The organism is Paenibacillus sp. TAB_01, assembly GCF_043945595.1.
Taxonomy (GTDB): domain Bacteria; phylum Bacillota; class Bacilli; order Paenibacillales; family NBRC-103111; genus Paenibacillus_S.
Genome location: NZ_JBIFNP010000001.1, coordinates 1,669,290 through 1,688,075 on the forward strand (window position 1 = coordinate 1,669,290; position 18,786 = coordinate 1,688,075).

Annotated in this window: 14 protein-coding genes and 3 pseudogenes; 13 read left to right on the top strand and 4 right to left on the bottom strand. The window is 55.2% G+C overall.

The window, feature by feature from the left end:
• Positions 1-122 precede the first annotated feature (122 nt).
• From nagZ to ACHHV8_RS07955, 6 genes and pseudogenes are all read left to right on the top strand, one after another.
• Positions 123-1,394 (top strand): beta-N-acetylhexosaminidase, encoded by a 1,272-nt coding sequence (gene nagZ / locus ACHHV8_RS07930; RefSeq protein WP_395157795.1) that lies wholly within the window; start codon positions 123-125, stop codon positions 1,392-1,394.
• A gap of 782 nt (positions 1,395-2,176) precedes the next feature.
• Positions 2,177-3,178, top strand: coding sequence for a hydroxyacid dehydrogenase (locus tag ACHHV8_RS07935; RefSeq protein ID WP_395157796.1), 1,002 nt, complete (start codon positions 2,177-2,179; stop codon positions 3,176-3,178).
• Positions 3,179-3,219: 41 nt separating this feature from the next.
• Complete coding sequence (locus ACHHV8_RS07940) at positions 3,220-4,032, top strand: sugar phosphate isomerase/epimerase family protein (RefSeq protein ID WP_395157797.1); 813 nt, start codon at positions 3,220-3,222, stop codon at positions 4,030-4,032.
• 210 nt (positions 4,033-4,242) lie between these two features.
• Positions 4,243-5,764 (top strand): annotated as a pseudogene (gene zwf / locus ACHHV8_RS07945) (glucose-6-phosphate dehydrogenase).
• A gap of 406 nt (positions 5,765-6,170) precedes the next feature.
• Positions 6,171-6,413: an S-layer homology domain-containing protein gene (locus ACHHV8_RS07950; protein WP_395157798.1), complete on the top strand. Its 243-nt coding sequence runs from the start codon at positions 6,171-6,173 to the stop codon at positions 6,411-6,413.
• Positions 6,340-6,750 carry an S-layer homology domain-containing protein gene (locus ACHHV8_RS07955; RefSeq protein ID WP_395157799.1) on the top strand — a complete coding sequence of 137 codons (411 nt, stop codon included), beginning with the start codon at positions 6,340-6,342 and terminating at the stop codon, positions 6,748-6,750. The genes ACHHV8_RS07950 and ACHHV8_RS07955 overlap by 74 nt, the downstream gene beginning before the upstream one ends.
• A 103-nt stretch (positions 6,751-6,853) precedes the next feature.
• Here ACHHV8_RS07955 and ACHHV8_RS07960 read toward each other — a convergent pair whose 3' ends face one another.
• Positions 6,854-8,023 carry a serine hydrolase domain-containing protein gene (locus tag ACHHV8_RS07960; RefSeq protein WP_395157800.1) on the bottom strand — a complete coding sequence of 390 codons (1,170 nt, stop codon included), beginning with the start codon at positions 8,021-8,023 and terminating at the stop codon, positions 6,854-6,856.
• Between the two features lie 161 nt (positions 8,024-8,184).
• Here ACHHV8_RS07960 and ACHHV8_RS07965 point away from each other — a divergent pair, with 161 nt between their 5' ends.
• Entirely contained in the window at positions 8,185-9,447 is a 1,263-nt protein-coding gene (locus tag ACHHV8_RS07965; protein ID WP_395157801.1) for a M48 family metallopeptidase, read from the top strand.
• On the opposite strand, the gene ACHHV8_RS07970 is transcribed toward ACHHV8_RS07965, so the two are convergent.
• Both ACHHV8_RS07970 and ACHHV8_RS07975 read right to left on the bottom strand, forming a co-directional pair.
• Positions 9,444-10,394, bottom strand: a complete 951-nt coding sequence (locus ACHHV8_RS07970; RefSeq protein WP_395157802.1) for a hypothetical protein — start codon at positions 10,392-10,394, stop codon at positions 9,444-9,446. The two genes, ACHHV8_RS07965 and ACHHV8_RS07970, sit on opposite strands and share 4 nt — an antisense overlap.
• Before the next feature lie 361 nt (positions 10,395-10,755).
• A pseudogene (locus ACHHV8_RS07975) lies at positions 10,756-11,762 on the bottom strand (ABC transporter substrate-binding protein).
• Between the two features lie 154 nt (positions 11,763-11,916).
• Between ACHHV8_RS07975 and ACHHV8_RS07980 the strand changes: the two are divergent.
• The 6 genes and pseudogenes from ACHHV8_RS07980 to ACHHV8_RS08005 all read left to right on the top strand — a co-directional run bounded on the left by ACHHV8_RS07980 (position 11,917) and on the right by ACHHV8_RS08005 (position 18,224).
• Positions 11,917-12,803, top strand: a pseudogene (locus ACHHV8_RS07980) (NAD(P)-dependent oxidoreductase).
• A gap of 156 nt (positions 12,804-12,959) precedes the next feature.
• Complete coding sequence (locus tag ACHHV8_RS07985; RefSeq protein ID WP_395157803.1) at positions 12,960-13,691, top strand: GntR family transcriptional regulator; 732 nt, start codon at positions 12,960-12,962, stop codon at positions 13,689-13,691.
• 85 nt (positions 13,692-13,776) lie between these two features.
• Positions 13,777-14,856, top strand: coding sequence for a mannonate dehydratase (gene uxuA, locus ACHHV8_RS07990; RefSeq protein WP_395157804.1), 1,080 nt, complete (start codon positions 13,777-13,779; stop codon positions 14,854-14,856).
• A complete protein-coding gene (locus ACHHV8_RS07995; RefSeq protein WP_395157805.1) occupies positions 14,853-15,701 on the top strand; it encodes an SDR family oxidoreductase in 849 nt (282 codons plus the stop codon). Before uxuA ends, ACHHV8_RS07995 begins: the two co-directional genes overlap by 4 nt.
• A gap of 148 nt (positions 15,702-15,849) precedes the next feature.
• A complete protein-coding gene (locus tag ACHHV8_RS08000; protein ID WP_395157806.1) occupies positions 15,850-17,010 on the top strand; it encodes a Gfo/Idh/MocA family protein in 1,161 nt (386 codons plus the stop codon).
• Between the two features lie 110 nt (positions 17,011-17,120).
• Positions 17,121-18,224, top strand: a complete 1,104-nt coding sequence (locus ACHHV8_RS08005; protein ID WP_395157807.1) for a Gfo/Idh/MocA family protein — start codon at positions 17,121-17,123, stop codon at positions 18,222-18,224.
• Between the two features lie 120 nt (positions 18,225-18,344).
• Here the strand turns inward: ACHHV8_RS08005 and ACHHV8_RS08010 are convergent, their stop codons facing one another.
• Positions 18,345-18,641, bottom strand: coding sequence for a helix-turn-helix domain-containing protein (locus tag ACHHV8_RS08010; RefSeq protein ID WP_395157808.1), 297 nt, complete (start codon positions 18,639-18,641; stop codon positions 18,345-18,347).
• Between the last annotated feature and the right edge of the window lie 145 nt (positions 18,642-18,786).

Consider the following 18,786-nt stretch of genomic DNA (forward strand, 5'->3'; position numbering starts at 1 on the left):
TATGCCCTGCGGTATGCATATATGACTGTCTGGAGGGTATTTCCAGCCAAAAAGGAGTATACTATGTCTACATTCACAGCGGTTCTGAAGCGGAGCCGCCGTAAATAAAGGAGTGGGTGCACGTGCCAGGCATTTCAAGCAAAAAATGGGCCCCTTGGCTTACAGGACTCGCGTGCGCGGCAGCTCTGACAGCCTGTCATCACGGCTCGCCCGTTCAGCCTCCCGGCTCGCAGGCCGATTCGCAGGCGCAAGGACAGCAGGGGCAGCAGGGAGCCGCGCCGCCGGTCAAGGAAGAAGCGCCTCCGACTCCGGTGGAGCGGATGAGCTTGGATGAGAAGATCGGGCAGATGGTCATCGCCGGCATGGACGGCTATGAAATCAACCCGCATACGCGGGAATTAATCCAGAATGACCATGTGGGTGGACTCATATTATATAAGCCGAATGTGAAGAGCACCGCACAGCTTACTGAGCTGGTGAATGCGCTGAAGCAGGCGAATGAAGGGAGCCGGCTGCCGCTTTGGCTGGGCGTGGATGAGGAAGGCGGGCGGGTAACCCGGCTTCCGGACGAGCTTCAGAAAACGCCTGCCAGTCAAGTGGTAGGCAGAACGGGCAAACCGGAGTTTGCATACGGCATCGGGAGCCTGCTCGGCAAAGAGCTGAGCGCCTACGGCTTCAATGTCGATTTTGCCCCGGTTATGGATGTGAACAGCAATCCGAACAATCCGGTGATCGGCGACCGCTCCTTTGGCGCAGAGGCTTCGCTGGTCAGCTCTATGGGCGTTCAGGAGATGAAAGGGCTGCAGTCGCAAAAGGTGCTGCCCGTCGTCAAGCATTTCCCGGGGCATGGCGACACCTCCGTCGATTCCCATCTCGGACTGCCGATTGTGCAGAACGACATGGAGCGGCTGCTGAAGCTGGAGCTGGTTCCCTTTGCGGAAGCTTTCGGGCAGCAGGCGGATGCGGTGATGGTCGCCCACATCCTGCTTCCCAAGCTGGATCCCGACGTTCCCGCCTCGATGTCCAAGGAAGTTATGACGAATCTGCTCCGAAAGGAAATGGGCTTTGAAGGCGTCATTATGACTGATGACATGACCATGGGGGCTATTGAGCAGCATTACACGATTGAGGAAGCGGCGGTGAAATCGGTGCAGTCCGGGGCGAACGTCATTATGGTCGGACATGACTATGACAAGGCCGTGGCCGTGATTGGAGCGATACGTCGTGCCGTGGACGACAAGCGCATTCCCGCCGAGCTGATCGACGACAGCGTGAACCGCATTTACAAGCTGAAGCAGAAGTACCAAGTGAACGATCATCCGGTAGCGGTTCCCGATACGCAGGCATTGAACGCTTCGGTGAAGGAGCTGCTGGAAGCTTATCAGCACAAATAAACGGCTTTCCTCTGTACGTCTCAGGAGAGGAAACGGATTTTTGACGAGGGGCAGGGCGGATTTCGGACAGGGGAACGATTGAGTAAAAGCGGCGCTCGGGCAAACGGTTCGATGCCCAGACTGCGGCATGATGCTGCCGCGCGGCGGCCGGTCGAGCCCTGCGCTCTGCCGGAAGGCAGGTGGGAGCCGTTTGCGTAAGTCCCTGCAGGCAAAATACATAAAAAAATAACCTGGCCGGTTAGAGGGCCAGGTTATTTTATGTTCATTGCTGTGCCGAAGCGCGTAAGCTGAGCTTTCGTTCCACCAGCTCTCTGAAGGCGGATGTTCATAGGATTTGCTTTCGAGAAGCCGGCTATACCGTCATGGGGCCGTCCATGCATATTAAGAGCTGCCGGAGCAAAAACAAACTTTTTTGCCAGGCTGTATAAAACCGAATTGGTGCGGCTATACTAAATTTCGACGGTGAAAAGAGAGGTGTGGTTCCGTTGGGCCAACTAACGATCAATACCGGGAAAGTTGTTAGAATCTAAATAGAAGCGAGGGGATGTGCCGCAGAGACGTTATTGTAGTACCCCATACTACAATGGTGGTTTGTGGTAAGACCTAAGATTCAAAAGAGGTTCAAAGCAAAAATCCATTATCAATTCACCGTTAAAGGGACCCTGAAAGGGGTCCTTTTTCTTTATTGAAAAATAATCGAGGTACAAGGAAAACCGGTCCCCCGTCTAGAAATTGTTGGAGTATGGTTATGACAACAATCCGGAACAGGAAAGGGAACGAGTATGAAAACCTTGGTTACCGTATGGAAAAGCGAGCTTCGTCAGCTGTTGTTTTCCGGTCAGGTTCGCGAGCAGCTGGAAGCGGTTTCGCAGGTGGACTGGGTCCCCGAGGATCATCCCTATACGGCAGAGCAGCTTGCCGCGGATATTTCCTCGTATGATGCGGTCCTGACGTCTTGGGGCTCGCCGAAGCTGACAGCGGAGGTGCTGGAGCGGGCCCAAGCTTTGCGGTTTGTCGGCCACGCGGCCGGCACGCTGATTCCCTACGTCGATCCGTCTGCATTCGAGCGGCCGGATCTGGCGGTAGTGAACGCGAATACCGCCCTGGCCCGGTCCACTGCCGAGCTGACCGTGTCGCTGATGCTGACGGGCGCCTGGAATATCGGCGCTTACCGGGAGCAGCTGCGCGGCGGAAGATGGGGCAGCAATGACCAGACGGTCATGGGACTGTACGGGCAAGCCGTCGGCATCGTCGGCCTGGGCGAAATTGCCCGGGAGGTCATCCGGCTGCTGCGCGGCTTCGACGTGAAGCTCCGGCTGTACTCGCCGTACTGCACGCCTGAAGAAGCCGCATCGCTTGGCGTCGAGCTGTGCAGCCTCGAGCAGGTGTTCCGTCACAGCCGGATCGTGTCGCTGCACGATACGCTGACGGCATCGACCCGCGGCATGATCGGCCGCGAGCTGCTGCGGCTGCTTCCCGACGGGGCGCTGCTGATCAACACGGCCCGCGGCTCGCTGGTGGATGAAAGCGCGCTGCGCGAGGAGCTTGCTTCCGCAAGGATTCAAGCGGCTCTCGATGTGTACCACAAGGAGCCGCTGCCGGCGGACGATCCCCTGCTGGGGCTGTCCAACGTCATCTGCCTGCCGCACATCGGCGCTTATTCCGGCTATTGGAAGTCGCAGCTCGGTGCGATGGTCGTGGAGGATTTGACCCGTTTTGCAGCGGGAGAGCCGCTGCTGCGGCAGATTACGGCGGAGAAATTCACCCGCATGACTTCTTCATAGAAGTAACTCAATAATGACGAGAATCGGGAGGAATGAGCAGCATGCAATTATCTTTTACGACATTGGGTTGTCCGGAATGGGAATTGGACGTGATCATTGAGCGGGCCGCGGCTTACGGCTTCGACGCCATCGACTTTCGCGGCGTGACCGGCGAAATGAATATTTACAAGCTGCCGGCATTCTCCGATCAGGCCCAGGCTACGCGCAGCCGGATCCGCGACGCGGGGCTTCAAGTTTCCTGCTTCTCCAGCTCGGTACATATGGTTTCCCGGGAGAACTATGAGAAGAACCTTGAAGAGATCAAGCAGTACGCCAAGCTGTGCTCCATCTTCGATACCCGGTATATCCGCGTATTCGGCGGGGCGATCGGCAGCGTGAGCAGAGAGCAGGCGGTCGAAGATATGGTCCGGCATTTCGGCGAAATGGGGAACGTCGCCAAGGAGCATGGAGCGAAGCTGCTCCTCGAAACGCATGACGATTGGACGTCCTGCGCCGATGTGCGGTCCGTGCTGGAGCAGGTCGACCCGGAGGCTGTCGGTGTTTTGTGGGATCTTCATCATCCGTACCGGACGAAGGGGGAGCAGCCGGAGCAGACCTGGGAGACATTGGGACGCTGGATCGAGTATGTGCACGTCAAGGATTCCCGGCTGACGCCCGATTCGGACAGAGGCTTCCAATATTGTCTCCTGGGAGAAGGCGACGTGCCGTTGAACCCGATATTCCAGCTTCTTCACAGCAAGGGATACAGCGGCTATTACACGCTGGAATGGGAGAAAAAGTGGCATCCGCAGCTGGCGGAGGCAGACATTGCTTTTCCTCAGTACGTTCGCTACATGCGTCAAACGGGCTTATAAAATCATTCATTAACAACGAAGGCGTATCCGTTCAAGGATGCGTCTTTTTGTTTTTCATGAAACCTTCATTTGCTCTTCATCATTTCTTCATGATGTTTACGTCAAGAAGAAGTACAGTTTAACTAAGGTTCTAACAAATAGTAAGTGAAAATGATTATCATCCGCATTGCCTCGATCGGTTATAGCGATTATGAACAGGGGGACTGCCCAATGGAAGCAGCGACATTTATTTTATTCGGATCGACGGGGGATTTGGCGAAGCGCAAAATTTACCCTGCCTTATATAACTTGTTTCTTGACGACCGGCTGCCCAAGCCGCTGTCGATTATCGGTCTTGGCAGAAGAGCTATCGACAACGGGGAATTCCAATCGCGGGTCGAGCAGTCCATTCGCTTGTTCTCGAGACGCCAGGTTCAGGATGAGGGCAGGCTGAAGGCTTTTATCCAAGCGTTCCGGTACATCTCGCTGGATATTCCGGTATCCGGGGATTATACCCGTTTGCTGGGTCTTGTGAAGCAGAGGGAGGCCGAGCTGGGCATTCCGGAGAACCGTATTTTCTATATGTCCGTGGCCCCCGAATTTTTCGGAACCATTGCCCAGAACATCAAGGAGAGCGGACTCGGCAGCGTAGCGGGCTGGAAGCGGCTGATTATCGAGAAGCCGTTCGGCAGAGATTTGGCAACCGCCCGGGAGCTCAATGAGAAGCTGGCCCAATCGTTCGAGGAGCGGGAAATTTTCCGCATCGACCATTATCTCGGCAAGCCGATGATTCAGAAGCTGGAGGATCTGGAATATGCGAATCCGGTGCTGCAGGCGCTCTGGTCCAACCGTTATATCGCCAATGTGCAAATTACGGCCAATGAGACCGTCGGTGTTGAGGAACGCGCGGGCTATTACGACCATTACGGGGCGATACGCGATATGTTCCAGAACCATATGATGCAAATTTTGATGATGTTCGCTTTGCAGCTGCCGAAGCACAGCTCCGCGGACAATGTTGCTTTCAAGAAAAAGCTTGTGCTCGAATCGCTGCGTCCGCTCCCCAAGGAGGAGGTCAAACGCAACGTCGTTCGCGGGCAGTATACCTCCGGAGCCGTTCAAGACAGGGAGGTTGCCGGCTACACGGACGAAGCCGGAATCGACAAGCATTCGATGAACGATACGTTTATTGCCGCGCGGCTCTGGATCGATAATTATTTCTGGAACGGAGTTCCGTTCTATATCCGGACAGGCAAACGTTTGAATGAGAAATCGACCCGGATTGTCATTCAGTTTAAAGACCCGCTGGATAAGGCGAACGGAAAGCGACCGGGAAGCGGCTCCGAATTTGCTCATTATTGAAATCGGGCCGAAAGAAGGCATTTCGTTCCAGCTGAATCTGAAAACGTCAGGCCAGGAAACAAGCACGGAGCCGATCCGGGTTCAATATTCCGCCGAGCAGCGGGATGTGCCCGAGGCTTATGAGAATCTGTTCCGCGACGCGCTGGCCGGCGATTCGACGTTTTTCGCCCATTGGGACGAGGTAGAAATGTCGTGGCAGTGGGTGCAGCCGCTGCTGGAGGCGTTCGAGGAAAACCTGATCCCGCTTCATCCTTATGCGGCCGGCAGCAACGGACCGGAAGCAGCGCACGAGCTGCTGAAGGAGGACGGGTTCACCTGGCTGCTCGATCCCGAGGAGCCTGAGAGCGAGACGGACCTGGATCCAAAGACGAGAATCACCGCCTCGGTTTGATGCGGAGAACGAACGGCCGCATGCTGATCCGCAGCGCGCCTGGGATAGGCTCCGACGAGGAGCGCGTTAAGCTGCCCGGAAAACCGAACTAAGTGAAGACTGGGCACTACAGCAGGCAGGGGTATCCAATAATCCTCATTCAAATTCACGTTCACGGCTTTCAACAGCGGCAGCAGGAGAAGCCCCCGCTGGAGCATCATACAAATTCAGGGTTTCTCAGCAACCTGGACCGTCCCTCTGTGGAGGCCACTGAAAAAGTCATTGCTACGAGTACGGAACATTCTTCCGATCGCTGTTGTCCCTGTATTTCTCTGATTAGATTCCGCTTGTAGCGGTTGAAATCCAGGGACAAAGGCGAACGCTTTCGCTTCTACAGAACGATTCCGCACTCTCCGCTAGTTTTTCAGTGGCCTCCCTCTGTGGGCGGTTCTTTTTGTTCATCCCACAGGCCCATTGGGCGAAAGCCATTGTGGAAGAAGCGGGCTCGCGCATGCTCGTACAAGGCGCGGGCGAAGGAAAGTTTTACCCGGATGCGCAGATAACGCGGGCGGAGTACGTGACCCTGCTGGTTCGATGTGCTGGGTCTGCCGAAGCGCGCAGGAGGGGCTGCCGGCTACGAGGGCGTGAGTCCGGACAGCTGGTATGCTGACGAGGTTATGGCGGCTCGCCAAGCCGGCCTGCTGGGCTGGGCGGAAGGAGCTAAGCTGAACCCGGATGCACCCATTACCCGGGCGGAGATGGCGCAGGCGACCGCGGCTGCAGCTCAATATTTGAAGTCCGGCAAGCTGGACGCTGTTCCGCTTACCGGGTTGAACGGCTTTATCGATGCGGCGCAGGTTGCGGAGCGTGACAAAGAAGCGTTCGCGTGGTGCGCAGCTCATGGGCTTATGACGGAACGGTCGATGCGGCGACGGGCCGGCCGAAGCTTGCCCCGGGCGAAACGGCGACGCGGGCCCAGGCTGCGGCGGTCATGCTCAGACTGTTGAGAGAGCTTGGCTTGATTTAATCTTCAAAGATAGCGGGTAAAAACAGAACAGCCCTCCCGGCCGGAGCGTTCCTATTCCGGCCAGGAGGGCTGTTCCTATTTAACTATGATAACGCGCCATAGATGACATTGCGCATTCTTGGATGGAAATAAGGCTCCTGGCTCGGAATCAGCTGCTGCATATATACCGCAGAGAGCTTCAGCGCCGGGTCGATCAGCGCCCATGATCCTGCCATGCCGCTCCAGCCGAATTCTCCGATACTGCTGCTGCTTCCTCCGGCCGGCGGATCGATCATGACCCTGACCCCGAGGCCATAGCCGTAGCCTGCCTGCTGCGGCCATTCGTAATCCTTAAGCTGCTCTGGACCGAGGTGGTTGGTTGCCATCAGTCTGATAGTATGCGGGCTGAGGAGGCTCACGCCGTCCTTGCGGCCGCCGCCGGCCAATATTTGGGTGAATCGGCTGTAATCGCCCAAGGTGGAAATGAGTCCGCCGCCGCCGCTTTCAAATACGGCGTCCGGCTGGTAGTTGGCATCCAGCCGTGTATTTTTCGTTAACACGCCGTCATCCGAGCGGTCATACATGGAGCACAAGCGGTCTTTCTTGTCGCCGGGAATGCGGAAGAACGTATCGTGCATCTGCAGCGGCTCGAAAATTTCATCCTTCAGAAACTGGCCGAACGATTTGCCGGTCAGCACTTCGATCAAAGCGCCGAGAACATCGTGGCTCAAGCCGTACTGCCAATGCGTCCCCGGATCGAAGGCCAGCGGCACGGAGGACAGGGAGCGGGCGAACGACCTAATATCGTATTTCTCGCCATTGGCCGCCTTGGCTCTTAATTCTTCGTTCAGCTTGGCGATGTCGCGCGCCGTCTCGTGACGATCGCCGCCATAGGTTAAACCGGAGGTCATGGTGAACAAATCCTTGATCCGGATCGGGCCGGCCGCAGGAGAGGTGCTTATCGCGCCGGTCGGATTATGCCGGTACACCTCCGAATGCTTGTACTCGGGCAGGTAGTCGCCGAGCGGATCATTCAGCAGGTAGAGGCCGCGTTCATACAGCATGAGCGCCGCAGTGCAGGTGATTACCTTCGTCATCGAGTAAATCCGGAACAGCGTATCCGGGCGGACCGGGGCTTTCGTTTCTACATCGGCGTAGCCGAAGCACTGCTCGTAGAGCACCTCGCCGTCTTGAACGATCGTGCAGGAGCAGCCGGCAGGGCCTGTTTCCGTAAATCGCTGGAGAAGCTCGGTTAACGGTTGAAATCGATCCATAACAACCTCCTGAATGGAAAATAATGCCTTAACCTCTTCATCGTAGCACTGGAATAAGCTATTTGCAACCGCTTCCGCGAAGGGGAGCAAGTGATAAAACGAGACAAGTTGGACTATAATGGAAGGATAGCTTGTTTAACCGGAAAGGAGCGGAACACCGAATGAAACGAGGATGGATTTGGCTTGTCCTGTTTATCGTCTACTGTACGGCCGTGTGCTGGTATTTCCTGCAGCAGCCGGTCGCCGACGTGCCCGCGTCGCTGCGCGGAGGCCCGGCGGATCCTTCGACTTTTATGAGCGCTGAGCAGCTGCAGAGCGCGCACAGGCTTGCGACGATCGAGTACTTGTCCTACTTTATTTCGACGCCCATCTCCTGGGCCGTATTGCTGCTGATTATGCTCCTGGGCGTGTCCGCCTGGTTTCGGAGCAGGGCGGAGGCCTGGATTCGAGGCTCCTTTTTCCGTCTGGCCGTCTATATTTTTCTGCTCCTGCTGACTATCGAAATCATCGAGCTTCCGCTTCATTATTATCTGCACCAGCTGGAGCGGTCGTACGGCCTTACAAGCCAAAGCCTGGGATCCTGGCTGCTGGACACGGCCAAAAGCTTCGGGGTCAACTGGCTCGTATCCGTGCCTGTGGTCTGGCTGTTGTATCTGGCTATGCGCAAAAGCCCCCGGCGCTGGTGGCTGCTGGGCTGGGCGGTCTCGATTCCGCTGACGCTGTTTTTCACGTTCATTCAGCCGGTCGTGATGGAGCCGATCTTCAACGATTTCAAGCCGCTGCAGAATGAACAGCTGAAGCAGCAGATTTTGCAGCTGGCCCGGCAGGCGGATATCCCGACGGATCAAGTCTACGAGGTGGATAAATCGAAGCAGACGAACACGCTGAACGCGTATGTAAGCGGGATCGGCTCCTCGACCAGAATTGTGCTGTGGGACACGACGCTTCAGAAGCTGAAGCCGGATGAAATTTTATTCATTATGGCTCATGAAATGGGGCATTACGTGAAGCGCCATGTGCTGTGGGGAACGTTATGGGGCATTGCCGAAAGCTTTCTCGGCTTTTGGCTGACGTATCGTTTGTACGGCTGGATAAGCGAACGATGGGGAAGGAGGCTGAAGGTGAAGGGGATGCTGGATATAGCCGCGCTACCCATTCTGCTGCTGCTGGTTTCGATCCTTTCCTTTGCGGCGTCGCCGGCGGACAATGCGATCTCCCGGATGCACGAGCACAGCGCGGATGAGTATGCGATCCAGCTGCGCAAGGACCCGGATGCGGGGATCAGGGCGTTCCAGAAGCTGGCCGCAGACAGTTTGTCGGACGTGAATCCTCCCGGGCTTGTCCAGTTTTTTCTCGGAACGCACCCGACCTTAGCGGCGCGGATCGATTACTTCGAGCATTATCAGCCGGGCGGCAAAAGCTAATTCAGCCGGATGGCGTCATATACGGCTGAATGGAGCTGCACCTTGGCTGTGTTCAGCCGGTCCGCCAGCTGCTTTTGGATATCTTCGTGGATATACAGCTTTTTGACATCGGATCGGACCTCGTCGTAGCTGCTGTAACCGAGAGGCTGCTTCTTGGTCAGTTGAAACTGCGCCTGGCCGTTGTTGTAGGGCAGAGCTCCGCTCCGTTCTCCCGGATTCAGCTTGACGGCTTCGTTGTACAGGCTCCGGCCTGCCTCGTCCTCCTTGGACATCGTCAGCAAATCGAGCGTCACCGTGTCTGCAGCCGTGTTATCCGTCAGCCATTGGCCCTCCAGGAGGTAGCCTTTATTGTAATACCGCTCCTTTTGCCGCTCGTAATAATCACGGTAAACGGATTCCGGTAAGCTGTATTTTTTATCGGACATTAAAGTATTGATCAGGCTGGTATAATGGGCAGATTGCAGATAGGAATAGTATTGAAGCGGACTGAACTGCATTAAGCCGTAGACCTGCTCTTGACGTTCGATTTTGGCGCGCCGGGCCCGGTTCTCTTCCTCAAGGCTTTTCCTGAACTGACCGAAGTCGAGATCGCGGATTTCGCCGTGCTCTTTCATCAGAAGCTGTTCTACCTTGAGCTTTTTCAGCTCGTCCACCGTTCTTTGCTTCACATAGTCAATCGGCTTCTCGCCTTGGTAGGAGCTATTCCAGAACCCCTCGCTGTAGTCCGCATGATATTTGGATTTAAAATAGCTCGCCGCCATCGCCTTATTGTTCTGAAGAAATAAGTTGAACTCGTCCAATGAGACGGGGGTTCCGTTGACGGTCAGGACGGTGTCCGGGGCCATTGTATTACTGCTGTACGCCGGGCGAAAAAAAAGAAAGGCCGCTGCCGTCATCGCAAGGATTAATAAGGCTGCCGCCGCAAGCGGTTTAGGTCTCAATTGCATTGCAGGCACCTCGGTCCGGGAAAGATGATGTAGAATGCATCCCACTCAAGTAAGCGGTTTCATTTTTAACTATTATAGCGGAAAAAGAAACGCATCGCAGCAGCTTATTTTTACTCTTTTGTGCACGATTTTGACATGGCCGAGCAGGTGCAATGTCCATGGTGTAATGCCCGTATGCAATGCCTCATGTCTCTTAAAATCCAGTGAACCGTCCCTAAAAAAATAACCCGCCTATCGCGGAGGCCGCTCAAAAAATCAAAGCTGCGAGTGCGGATCATTTTTGGGATCGCTGCTGAACAGAACGATTCTGCACTCTCTGCTTGTTTTTCAGCGGCCTCTCATGACGGCCGGGTTATTTGGGCTACTTCTTCAAAATATATTTCTCCAGATCGTCGAGCATCAAATTCGCGGAAATAATGCTTCCCGAAGTGTTCCAGATATCGTCGCTCACCTTGAAGGCTTTGCCATTCTTGACGACATTCAGGTTTTTCCACAATGGGTCATTCGTCCGATTCCTGCTCGACCTGGCTTGCTTCCTTCTTGTCGTTATCCCATGTGTAGTAGAACAGGATATCCCCTTCCATATCGGGAATCCGTTCCTTCGTTACGTCATCGGCGAACGTTTCCTTATCCTGCGCTTTCGGACGCGGGAAGCCGATCTTTTGAAGCATGAAGCCGGCGAACGTATCTTTATAATAAATACGCGTTTTGCCCGGGATAAAACGGACGAGGGATACCTGCTGGTTGATGCTGTCGCCCGCCTTGGCTTTAAAATCCGCAATCCGCTGGTTCAGCTTGCTCAACAGCTGATCGCCCTCCGCTTTCTTATTCAGCGCTTCGGCATACAGCTTGAAATTCTTTTGCCAGTCGGAGTTGATCTTCTCCGAGAAGATGGTTGGAGCGATGGCGGTCAGCTGGGCGTATACTTTTTCCTGGCGCAATTTATTGCCGATAATCAGATCGGGCTTTAAGGCGGCAATGGCTTCAAGGTTCGGCTGGTTCTCATCGCCTACGACTTGGACGCCGTCGAGATCCTTCTTAATATGATCGTAGAATCGGGTACTCGGACCACGATTTCACGGCTCCTACCGGCTTTACGCCCAAGGACAGAAGCGCCTCGGTTCCCTCGTTGGTCAGGACAACTACCTTCGCAGGCTTGCCTTTAATTGTGGTCTCTCCCATAGCGTGCTTAACGGTGTAAGCTTGCTCCGCCGCTTTCGGCGGTTCGTTGGACGGCTGGGCGGCGCCGCCGGCGTTCTCTTTCGTTGCCGTTTGGCCGCAGCCGGTCAAGAGAAGGCCGACGCTCACGATGCTTGCCAGAATCAAGGATGCCGGCTTGCTAAGCCCGCGTTGCTTGGTGAAGTACAAGTAAATCTCCCCTTTTTTTAATAATGAAAATCATTCTCAGAAATTTTACTTGTTCTTGAAAAGCGTGTCAATAGAAGATAGGACATTGCAGTTTGGCTCATAAAAGGTTAAGTTAAATATAGGAAATAGATTATAATTGAGGAGGCGTCGCGCAATGAGTATTACCCCCATCGCAAAAGGGGCATCCATCGGTTTTATCGGAACCGGAGTTATGGGTCAAAGCATGGTAAAGAATTTGATGTCCGCAGGCTATAAGCTGCATGTGTACAACCGTACCAAAGCGAAGACAGACGAATTGGTCGCTTTGGGAGCTACATACCAGGATTCGCCCGCACAGCTGGCAAGCCAGGTGGATGTCGTCATTACGATTGTCGGTTTTCCGAAAGATGTGGAGCAGGTGTATTTCGGCGAGCAGGGCGTTATCCGCAATGCCAAGCCAGGCACGTATTTAATCGATATGACCACGTCGAGTCCCTCGCTGGCTAAACGGATCGAGCAGGAAGCGTCTGCCCATCAGTGCTACGCGCTGGATGCGCCGGTTTCCGGCGGCGACGTCGGCGCCCGCGAGGCGAGACTGTCCATTATGGTCGGCGGCGAAGCGGCGGTATTCGATGCGGTGAAGCCGGTGTTTGAAGCGCTTGGTACCAACATCGTCCATCAGGGACCGCGGGAGCAGGCCAGCACACGAAAATGTGCAATCAAATTGCAATCGCTTCCAATATGATGGGAGTCAGCGAGGCGCTCGCGTACGCCAAGAAGGCGGGACTCGACCCGAACGTGGTACTCAAAAGCATCGAATCCGGCGCGGCGGGCAGCTGGTCCTTGAGCAACCTGGGGCCGCGGATGATTAACGGCAACTTCGAGCCGGGCTTCTATGTTAAGCACTTCATTAAAGATATGCGCATTGCGCTCGAAGCCGCGGACGAGATGGGACTGGAGACGCACGGGCTGCAGCTGGCGCGTCAGCTGTACGAGCAGTTGGCTGAACAAGGCGAAGAGAACAGCGGCACGCAGGCGTTATACAAGCTGTATTTTAAATAATCGGGGACGCCTTACGAGCATGGCAACGAAGCAGCATTTCCCGAAAGGCTGGGGGATGCTGTTTTTTTTGCTGTGCATGGGACTTAATGGATAGGAAAAGTTGTTGATTTCATCTTAATATACTAGTATGATCAGTTATATGAGGAAGGATCTGCTTTGAAGCAGCGATTTCACATCGATTCCTTCCGGGAGGTTGGCATGGCTGCACCTATTACTGCATCCAAGGACAAAAAGGGTCTGATCCGCGACTACGTGTATGAGACCTTGAAGAAAAACATCATGGAGCTGCGGCTGGAGCCGGGACGTCAGATTTCGGAGAAAGACCTGGTGGAAATGCTCGATGTCAGCAGAACGCCGATCCGGGAGGCGCTGGTAAGGCTCACTCAGGAGGAACTGATCGAAACGACGCCGCAGAAGGGCTCGGTCATCTCGCTGATCGATCTGGAGCACGCGGAGGAATCGAGGTTTCTTCGGGAAACGCTGGAATCCGCCATTGTTCGGGAGGCCTGCGATAAGCTGAGCGGAGAGAACGTGCTGCATCTGCAGCATCTGGTTTCTTTGCAGGAGCTGAGCGCTTCGGAGGAAAACTACGAGCGGCTGTTCGAGCTGGACGAAGAATTTCACCGGACGATCATTCTCGGCTGCGGCAGAGTGCGGACCTGGGGGCTCATCCAGCAGGTGACGACGCATTATAACCGGATTCGTTACTTGAGACTGGCGGCTAACCATGATTGGCGGGTAATCCTCTCCCAGCACCAGGACATTGTCCAGGCGATCAAGGAGAAGGACCCGGACGCGGCCGAACGGGTGCTCAGGGAGCATTTGAAGCGGGTTGTCGTTGAGAAAGAAGAGCTGGTCCGTATGCATCCTTCCTATTTCAAGGTGTAACGGACAGCGGTTTGGAGCAGGCGCAGGCTTGTTCCATCTTGACTGGTATACTAGTATGATTAATTTGGGTGAAGGAGGCGTGAGCATGAAGATGGTGTTCAGATGGTACGGCGAAGGCAACGATACCGTATCGCTGCGGCAGATTAAGCAAATTCCCGGCGTGGAAGGCATCGTCTGGGCGCTTCACGATGTTCCGGCAGGCGAAGAATGGCCGATGGACAAAATTCTCGAATATAAGCAAAAGGCGGACGCTTACGGCTTTCATCTGGACGTCGTAGAAAGCGTTAACATTCATGAGGATATTAAGCTGGGGCTGCCTACGCGCGACCGTTATATCGAGAATTACAAAAAAACGATCGAAAAGCTGGCCCAAGTCGGGGCCAAGGTCATTTGCTATAATTTTATGCCCGTATTCGACTGGATCCGCACGGATTTGTTCAAGGAGCTGGAGGACGGCTCTACGGCGCTGTTCTATGAGAAAGCAATAGTAGACCGGATGGATGATCCGATGGATCTGGTCCGCAAAATTAACGAAAATCCCGATTTCACCATGCCCGGCTGGGAGCCGGAGCGGCTGCAGCATTTGACCTCCTTGTTCGAGGCTTACAAGCAGGTAACGGAAGAAGATTTATGGAATCATCTTCAATATTTTCTCGAGCAAATCGTTCCCGTGGCGGAGGCCAACGGCATCAAAATGGCGATTCATCCGGACGATCCGCCTTGGCCTGTGTTCGGTCTGCCCCGCATTATGACGAGCCGGGACAATATCCGCCGGCTGCTTTCACTGGTGGACAGTCCGTCGAACGGAGTAACGCTTTGCAGCGGCTCGCTGGGCGCAAATCCGGAGAACGATATTCCGGCGATGGTCAGAGAGTTTGCGGACCGCATTCCGTTTGCCCATATCCGCAACGTCCGCGTGTACGAGAACGGCGACTTTATCGAAACGTCTCACCGGGCATCGGACGGTACGGTCGATATTTGCGATATCGTGAAGGCTTATCATGAGAACGGCTTCACCGGCTATGCCCGACCGGACCATGGAAGGCACATTTGGGACGAGAAATGCCGCGCCGGCTACGGCTTGTACGATCGTGCGCTCGGAATCATGTATTTATGGGGCATTTGGGACTCGCTGGAAAGAACAAAACAGGAGGCAAGGGCATGATTACTTTAAACGATAATTTGAAGGGAAAAGTAGCCGTCATTACAGGAGGAAGCGGCGTGCTCTGCTCCGCTATGGCCAGAGAGCTCGGCAGGCATGGCGTCAAGGTGGCGGTGCTGAACCGGACGGCGGAGAAAGGCGAGCAGGTTGCGCGGGATATCCGCGAGGCCGGCGGCACGGCGATCGCCATTGCGTGCGACGTGCTGAACGCGGAAAGCGTGAAGGCCGCCGAGCAAGCGGTAACGGAGCAGCTGGGCGTCTGCGATATTTTGATCAACGGAGCCGGCGGGAACCATCCGAAGGGGAGCACGACGAACGAAACCTTCAAGCTCGAGGACCTCGGCAACAAAGAGATCACGACCTTTTTCGACTTGAGCGAGGAAGGGTTCGGCTTCGTCTTTAATTTGAACTTCCTCGGCACCCTGATTCCGACGCAGATTTTCTCGCGCGGCATGATCAACAGACCCGGCGCCGTTATTATCAATATGTCCTCGATGAGCGCGCCGAGTCCGATGACGAAGGTGCCTGCATACAGCGCTGCCAAAGCGGCGATCGAGAACTTTACGCAGTGGCTGGCGGTTCATATGGCGGATGCGGGCATCCGGGTCAACGCGATCGCGCCCGGATTTTTCCTGACGGAGCAGAACCGGCGGCTGCTGACGAACGAGGACGGCTCTCTGACCGAGCGCTCGAACAAAATTTTGACGCATACACCGATGCGCCGGTTCGGCAAGCCCGAGGATCTGCTCGGTACGCTGCTGTGGCTGGCTGACGAGAATTTGTCGGGCTTCGTTACGGGAATTACTGTCCCTGTAGACGGCGGCTTTATGTCGTATGCCGGCGTCTAGGCGGCAGCCGTTTTTTTATAAAGCAGGTGCGAAATTCGTATCTGCTTTTTCCTTCCAAAGCATTGCTACCTGGGCAGGCTAGGAGTATAATGAACGGGAAATCTAGTATACAAGTATTACCAGATGATGAAGATGGGGAGCTGATGTCATGATTCGAGTAGCCGTTATTGGAACGGGAAAAATTTCCGAGTCTCACCTGCGAGCTTATGCTTCTTTTGGTCAACGCTGTCATATTACCGCTTTATCGGACATTTATCCTGACAAATGCACGCAGTTGAAAGAAAAGTTCGAACTGGATTGCGACATTGAAAGCGATTACAAAAAACTGCTGGACCGCACCGACATCGATCTCGTCTCCATTTGCACACCGCCTTACATGCATGCCGAAATTGCTATCGCGTTCTTGAAGGCAGGCAAGCATGTGCTCGTGGAGAAGCCGATGGCTTCCTCGCTGGAGGAGTGCGACCGGATGCTGGAAGCTTCCGAGCAGTCCGGCAAAATATTGTCCATCATCTCCCAGAACCGTTTCCGCGACCCGACGATGCGCTTGAAAAAAGTGCTTGATTCCGGCTTGCTCGGCAAAGTGGTTCACGCCCAGGTCGATTCGTACTGGTGGAGAGGGCACGTATACTACGATCTTTGGTGGAGAGGCACATGGGAGAAAGAAGGCGGCGGCTGCACGCTGAATCATGCGGTGCATCATATCGACATGTTCCAGTGGATGATGGGCATGCCGAACCGCATTCAGGCGGTTATGTCCAACACCTCCCACGATAACGCCGAGGTAGAGGATTTATCGGTAGCCATCCTGTCTTACCCGAATGCGCTGGCGCAAATTACAAGTTCGGTGGTGCATCACGGCCAGGAGCAGCAGCTGATATTCCAAACGGAAAAGGCGCGGGTGTCCGCACCGTGGAAGGTGTTTGCCTCCATTTCCAGGGAAAACGGCTTCCCGGTTCGCAACGAAGCGCTGGAAGCGGAGCTCGACGCTTACTATACCGCTATTCCGGAGCTTGAGCATACGGAGCATGCGGGACAAATCAACGACGTGTTAACGGCGATCGAGAACGGACGCACGGATATTTTGGTGGACGGCCGGGAAGGCAGAAAAACGCTCGAGCTGATCACGGCCATTTATCAGGCGGGGACTACAGGGCAGGCGGTAACGCTTCCGCTGCAGCCGGACAGCCCGTTCTACACGACTCAGGGCATCTTGTCCCATGCGCCGCGTTTTTATGAGAAGAAGAATTCCGTTGTCGGCTTTGAACAAAATGAAATTACGCTCGGCAGCGATTATAAGCAGGCTTAAACCGAAGGAATATAGACGAGTCTGAGCCAAAGGACAATAAGCGGGCCTAAACGGAAGAACTGCCAGCAGGCTTATGCTTAAAGAGCGGTAAACGAAGGACGGTGCACACAGTGAGTCAACCTGCAAAATTCAGTATTATCGGCGGGGGAGGATATAGGGCGCAATATTTTCTCAGAATCGCCCAAGCGCTTCCCGAGCGCTTTCAAATCAGCGGTCTGGTCGTCCGCGATGAGGCCAAGGGGCAGGCGATGGAAGCCCAGTGGCAGACGGCGACTTACCGTACTCTGGATCAGCTGCTGGCGCAGGAAAAGCCCGATTTCATCGTGCTGTCCGTGAATCCTTCTGCAGCTACTCCTTACATGCTGGAGCTGGCGGAGCGGGGCATCCCCGTACTGGCGGAGACGCCGCCGGCGCCGGACTTGGCAGGGCTGCATCTGCTTCACGAGAAGCTGACCCGCCAAGGGGCAAAGATTCAAATCGCGGAACAGTATCAGTTCCATCCGATTCAAATAGCCCGCGAGCAGTGGATCAAATCGGGACAGCTGGGACGGGTGACGGAGACGACCGTGTCCATCTCGCAGACCTACCACGCGGTCAGCCTGATCCGCAAAATGCTCGGGATCGGGTTCGACGACGCTACGATCCGGGGCATGCGCTTCGAGTCCGAGTGGGTGGCCGGCCCGAACCGCAGCGGAATACCGACGGAAGACCGGCTGATCCCGCTGCAGCGGGATTTGGCTTGGCTGGACTTCGGCGGGAAGCTCGGCATTTATGACTTTACGAAGGACCAGCACCGCTCATGGACGCGTTCGAATCATTTGTCCGTACGGGGAGAGCGCGGAGAAATATTCGACAACCGGCTCATCGGGCAGCGGCCGGACTGCTCGCCGGTCCATATGGAGCTCAAGCGTATCAACAAAGGGGAGTACGAGAATCAGGAAGGGTATTTCCTCAAAGGTATCGTGGCCGGCGACCGTTGGCTTTACGAGAACCCATACACCCCCGGGAGGCTGTATGACGATGAGATCGCCATTGCGGCCTGCCTGGACAAGATGGCTGCGTACGCCGCAGGAGGGCCCAGCTTCTATGGTCTGCCTGACGCCTCCCAGGATCATTACATCGGCATGCTGATCGAGCAGGCGATCAAGACCGGAGAGACCGTGCGCTCCGAGCCGCAGCCGTGGGCAGGGGAAGTATCCGCATTGCAGCTGTAATGCTCGTGGGTCGGACGACCCCATATAGCGCCGCAGCGCGCGCCTGGAATTGGCGCGCGCTGCGGCGCTTTTTTTGGGGAAGGGAACAATGGATAACTAAAGCCGTACTGCAGTAGCAGGCTACTGATGATCGCTGCGGTACTGCTTCGGTGTCAGACCCGTAATTTTCTTGAACAGCCGGCAGAAATAGGCGAAGTTCGGAATACCGACGCGCGAGCCGACCTGCTCGACCGATAGATGCTCGAGCTTGAGCAGCAGACAGGCCTGCCGGATTCTTCTGGCAATCAAATATTCCGTAATCGTGCTGCCGGTTTCCGAACGGAACAGATGCGAGATGTGATGCTTGGACAAGTGAAGCGCCTTTGCCAGCTCATCGAGCTCGAAGGGCTCGGTATAGTGCTCCTCAATCCACTGCATAATTTTCTCGGCGTGGCGCTCGGCGCGGGGGGACCCTGGATGGGGCTGCTGTCGTGCAACGAATGGAGGTAATCCATAATTTGAAGGATCATCAGTCCCGCCCATTCCATGGAGTCTTCTTCCTCCAGATCCGTCAGCTTCCGGT

Coding starts and splice junctions, on each gene's coding strand:
- ACHHV8_RS07935 (WP_395157796.1), top strand. CDS start 2,177: ATGAAAACCTTGGTTACCGTATGGAAAAGCGAGCTTCGTCAGCTGTTG.
- ACHHV8_RS07940 (WP_395157797.1), top strand. CDS start 3,220: ATGCAATTATCTTTTACGACATTGGGTTGTCCGGAATGGGAATTGGAC.
- ACHHV8_RS07960 (WP_395157800.1), bottom strand. CDS start 8,023: ATGGATCGATTTCAACCGTTAACCGAGCTTCTCCAGCGATTTACGGAA.
- ACHHV8_RS07965 (WP_395157801.1), top strand. CDS start 8,185: ATGAAACGAGGATGGATTTGGCTTGTCCTGTTTATCGTCTACTGTACG.
- ACHHV8_RS07970 (WP_395157802.1), bottom strand. CDS start 10,394: ATGCAATTGAGACCTAAACCGCTTGCGGCGGCAGCCTTATTAATCCTT.
- uxuA (WP_395157804.1), top strand. CDS start 13,777: ATGAAGATGGTGTTCAGATGGTACGGCGAAGGCAACGATACCGTATCG.
- ACHHV8_RS07995 (WP_395157805.1), top strand. CDS start 14,853: ATGATTACTTTAAACGATAATTTGAAGGGAAAAGTAGCCGTCATTACA.
- ACHHV8_RS08000 (WP_395157806.1), top strand. CDS start 15,850: ATGATTCGAGTAGCCGTTATTGGAACGGGAAAAATTTCCGAGTCTCAC.
- ACHHV8_RS08010 (WP_395157808.1), bottom strand. CDS start 18,641: ATGCAGTGGATTGAGGAGCACTATACCGAGCCCTTCGAGCTCGATGAG.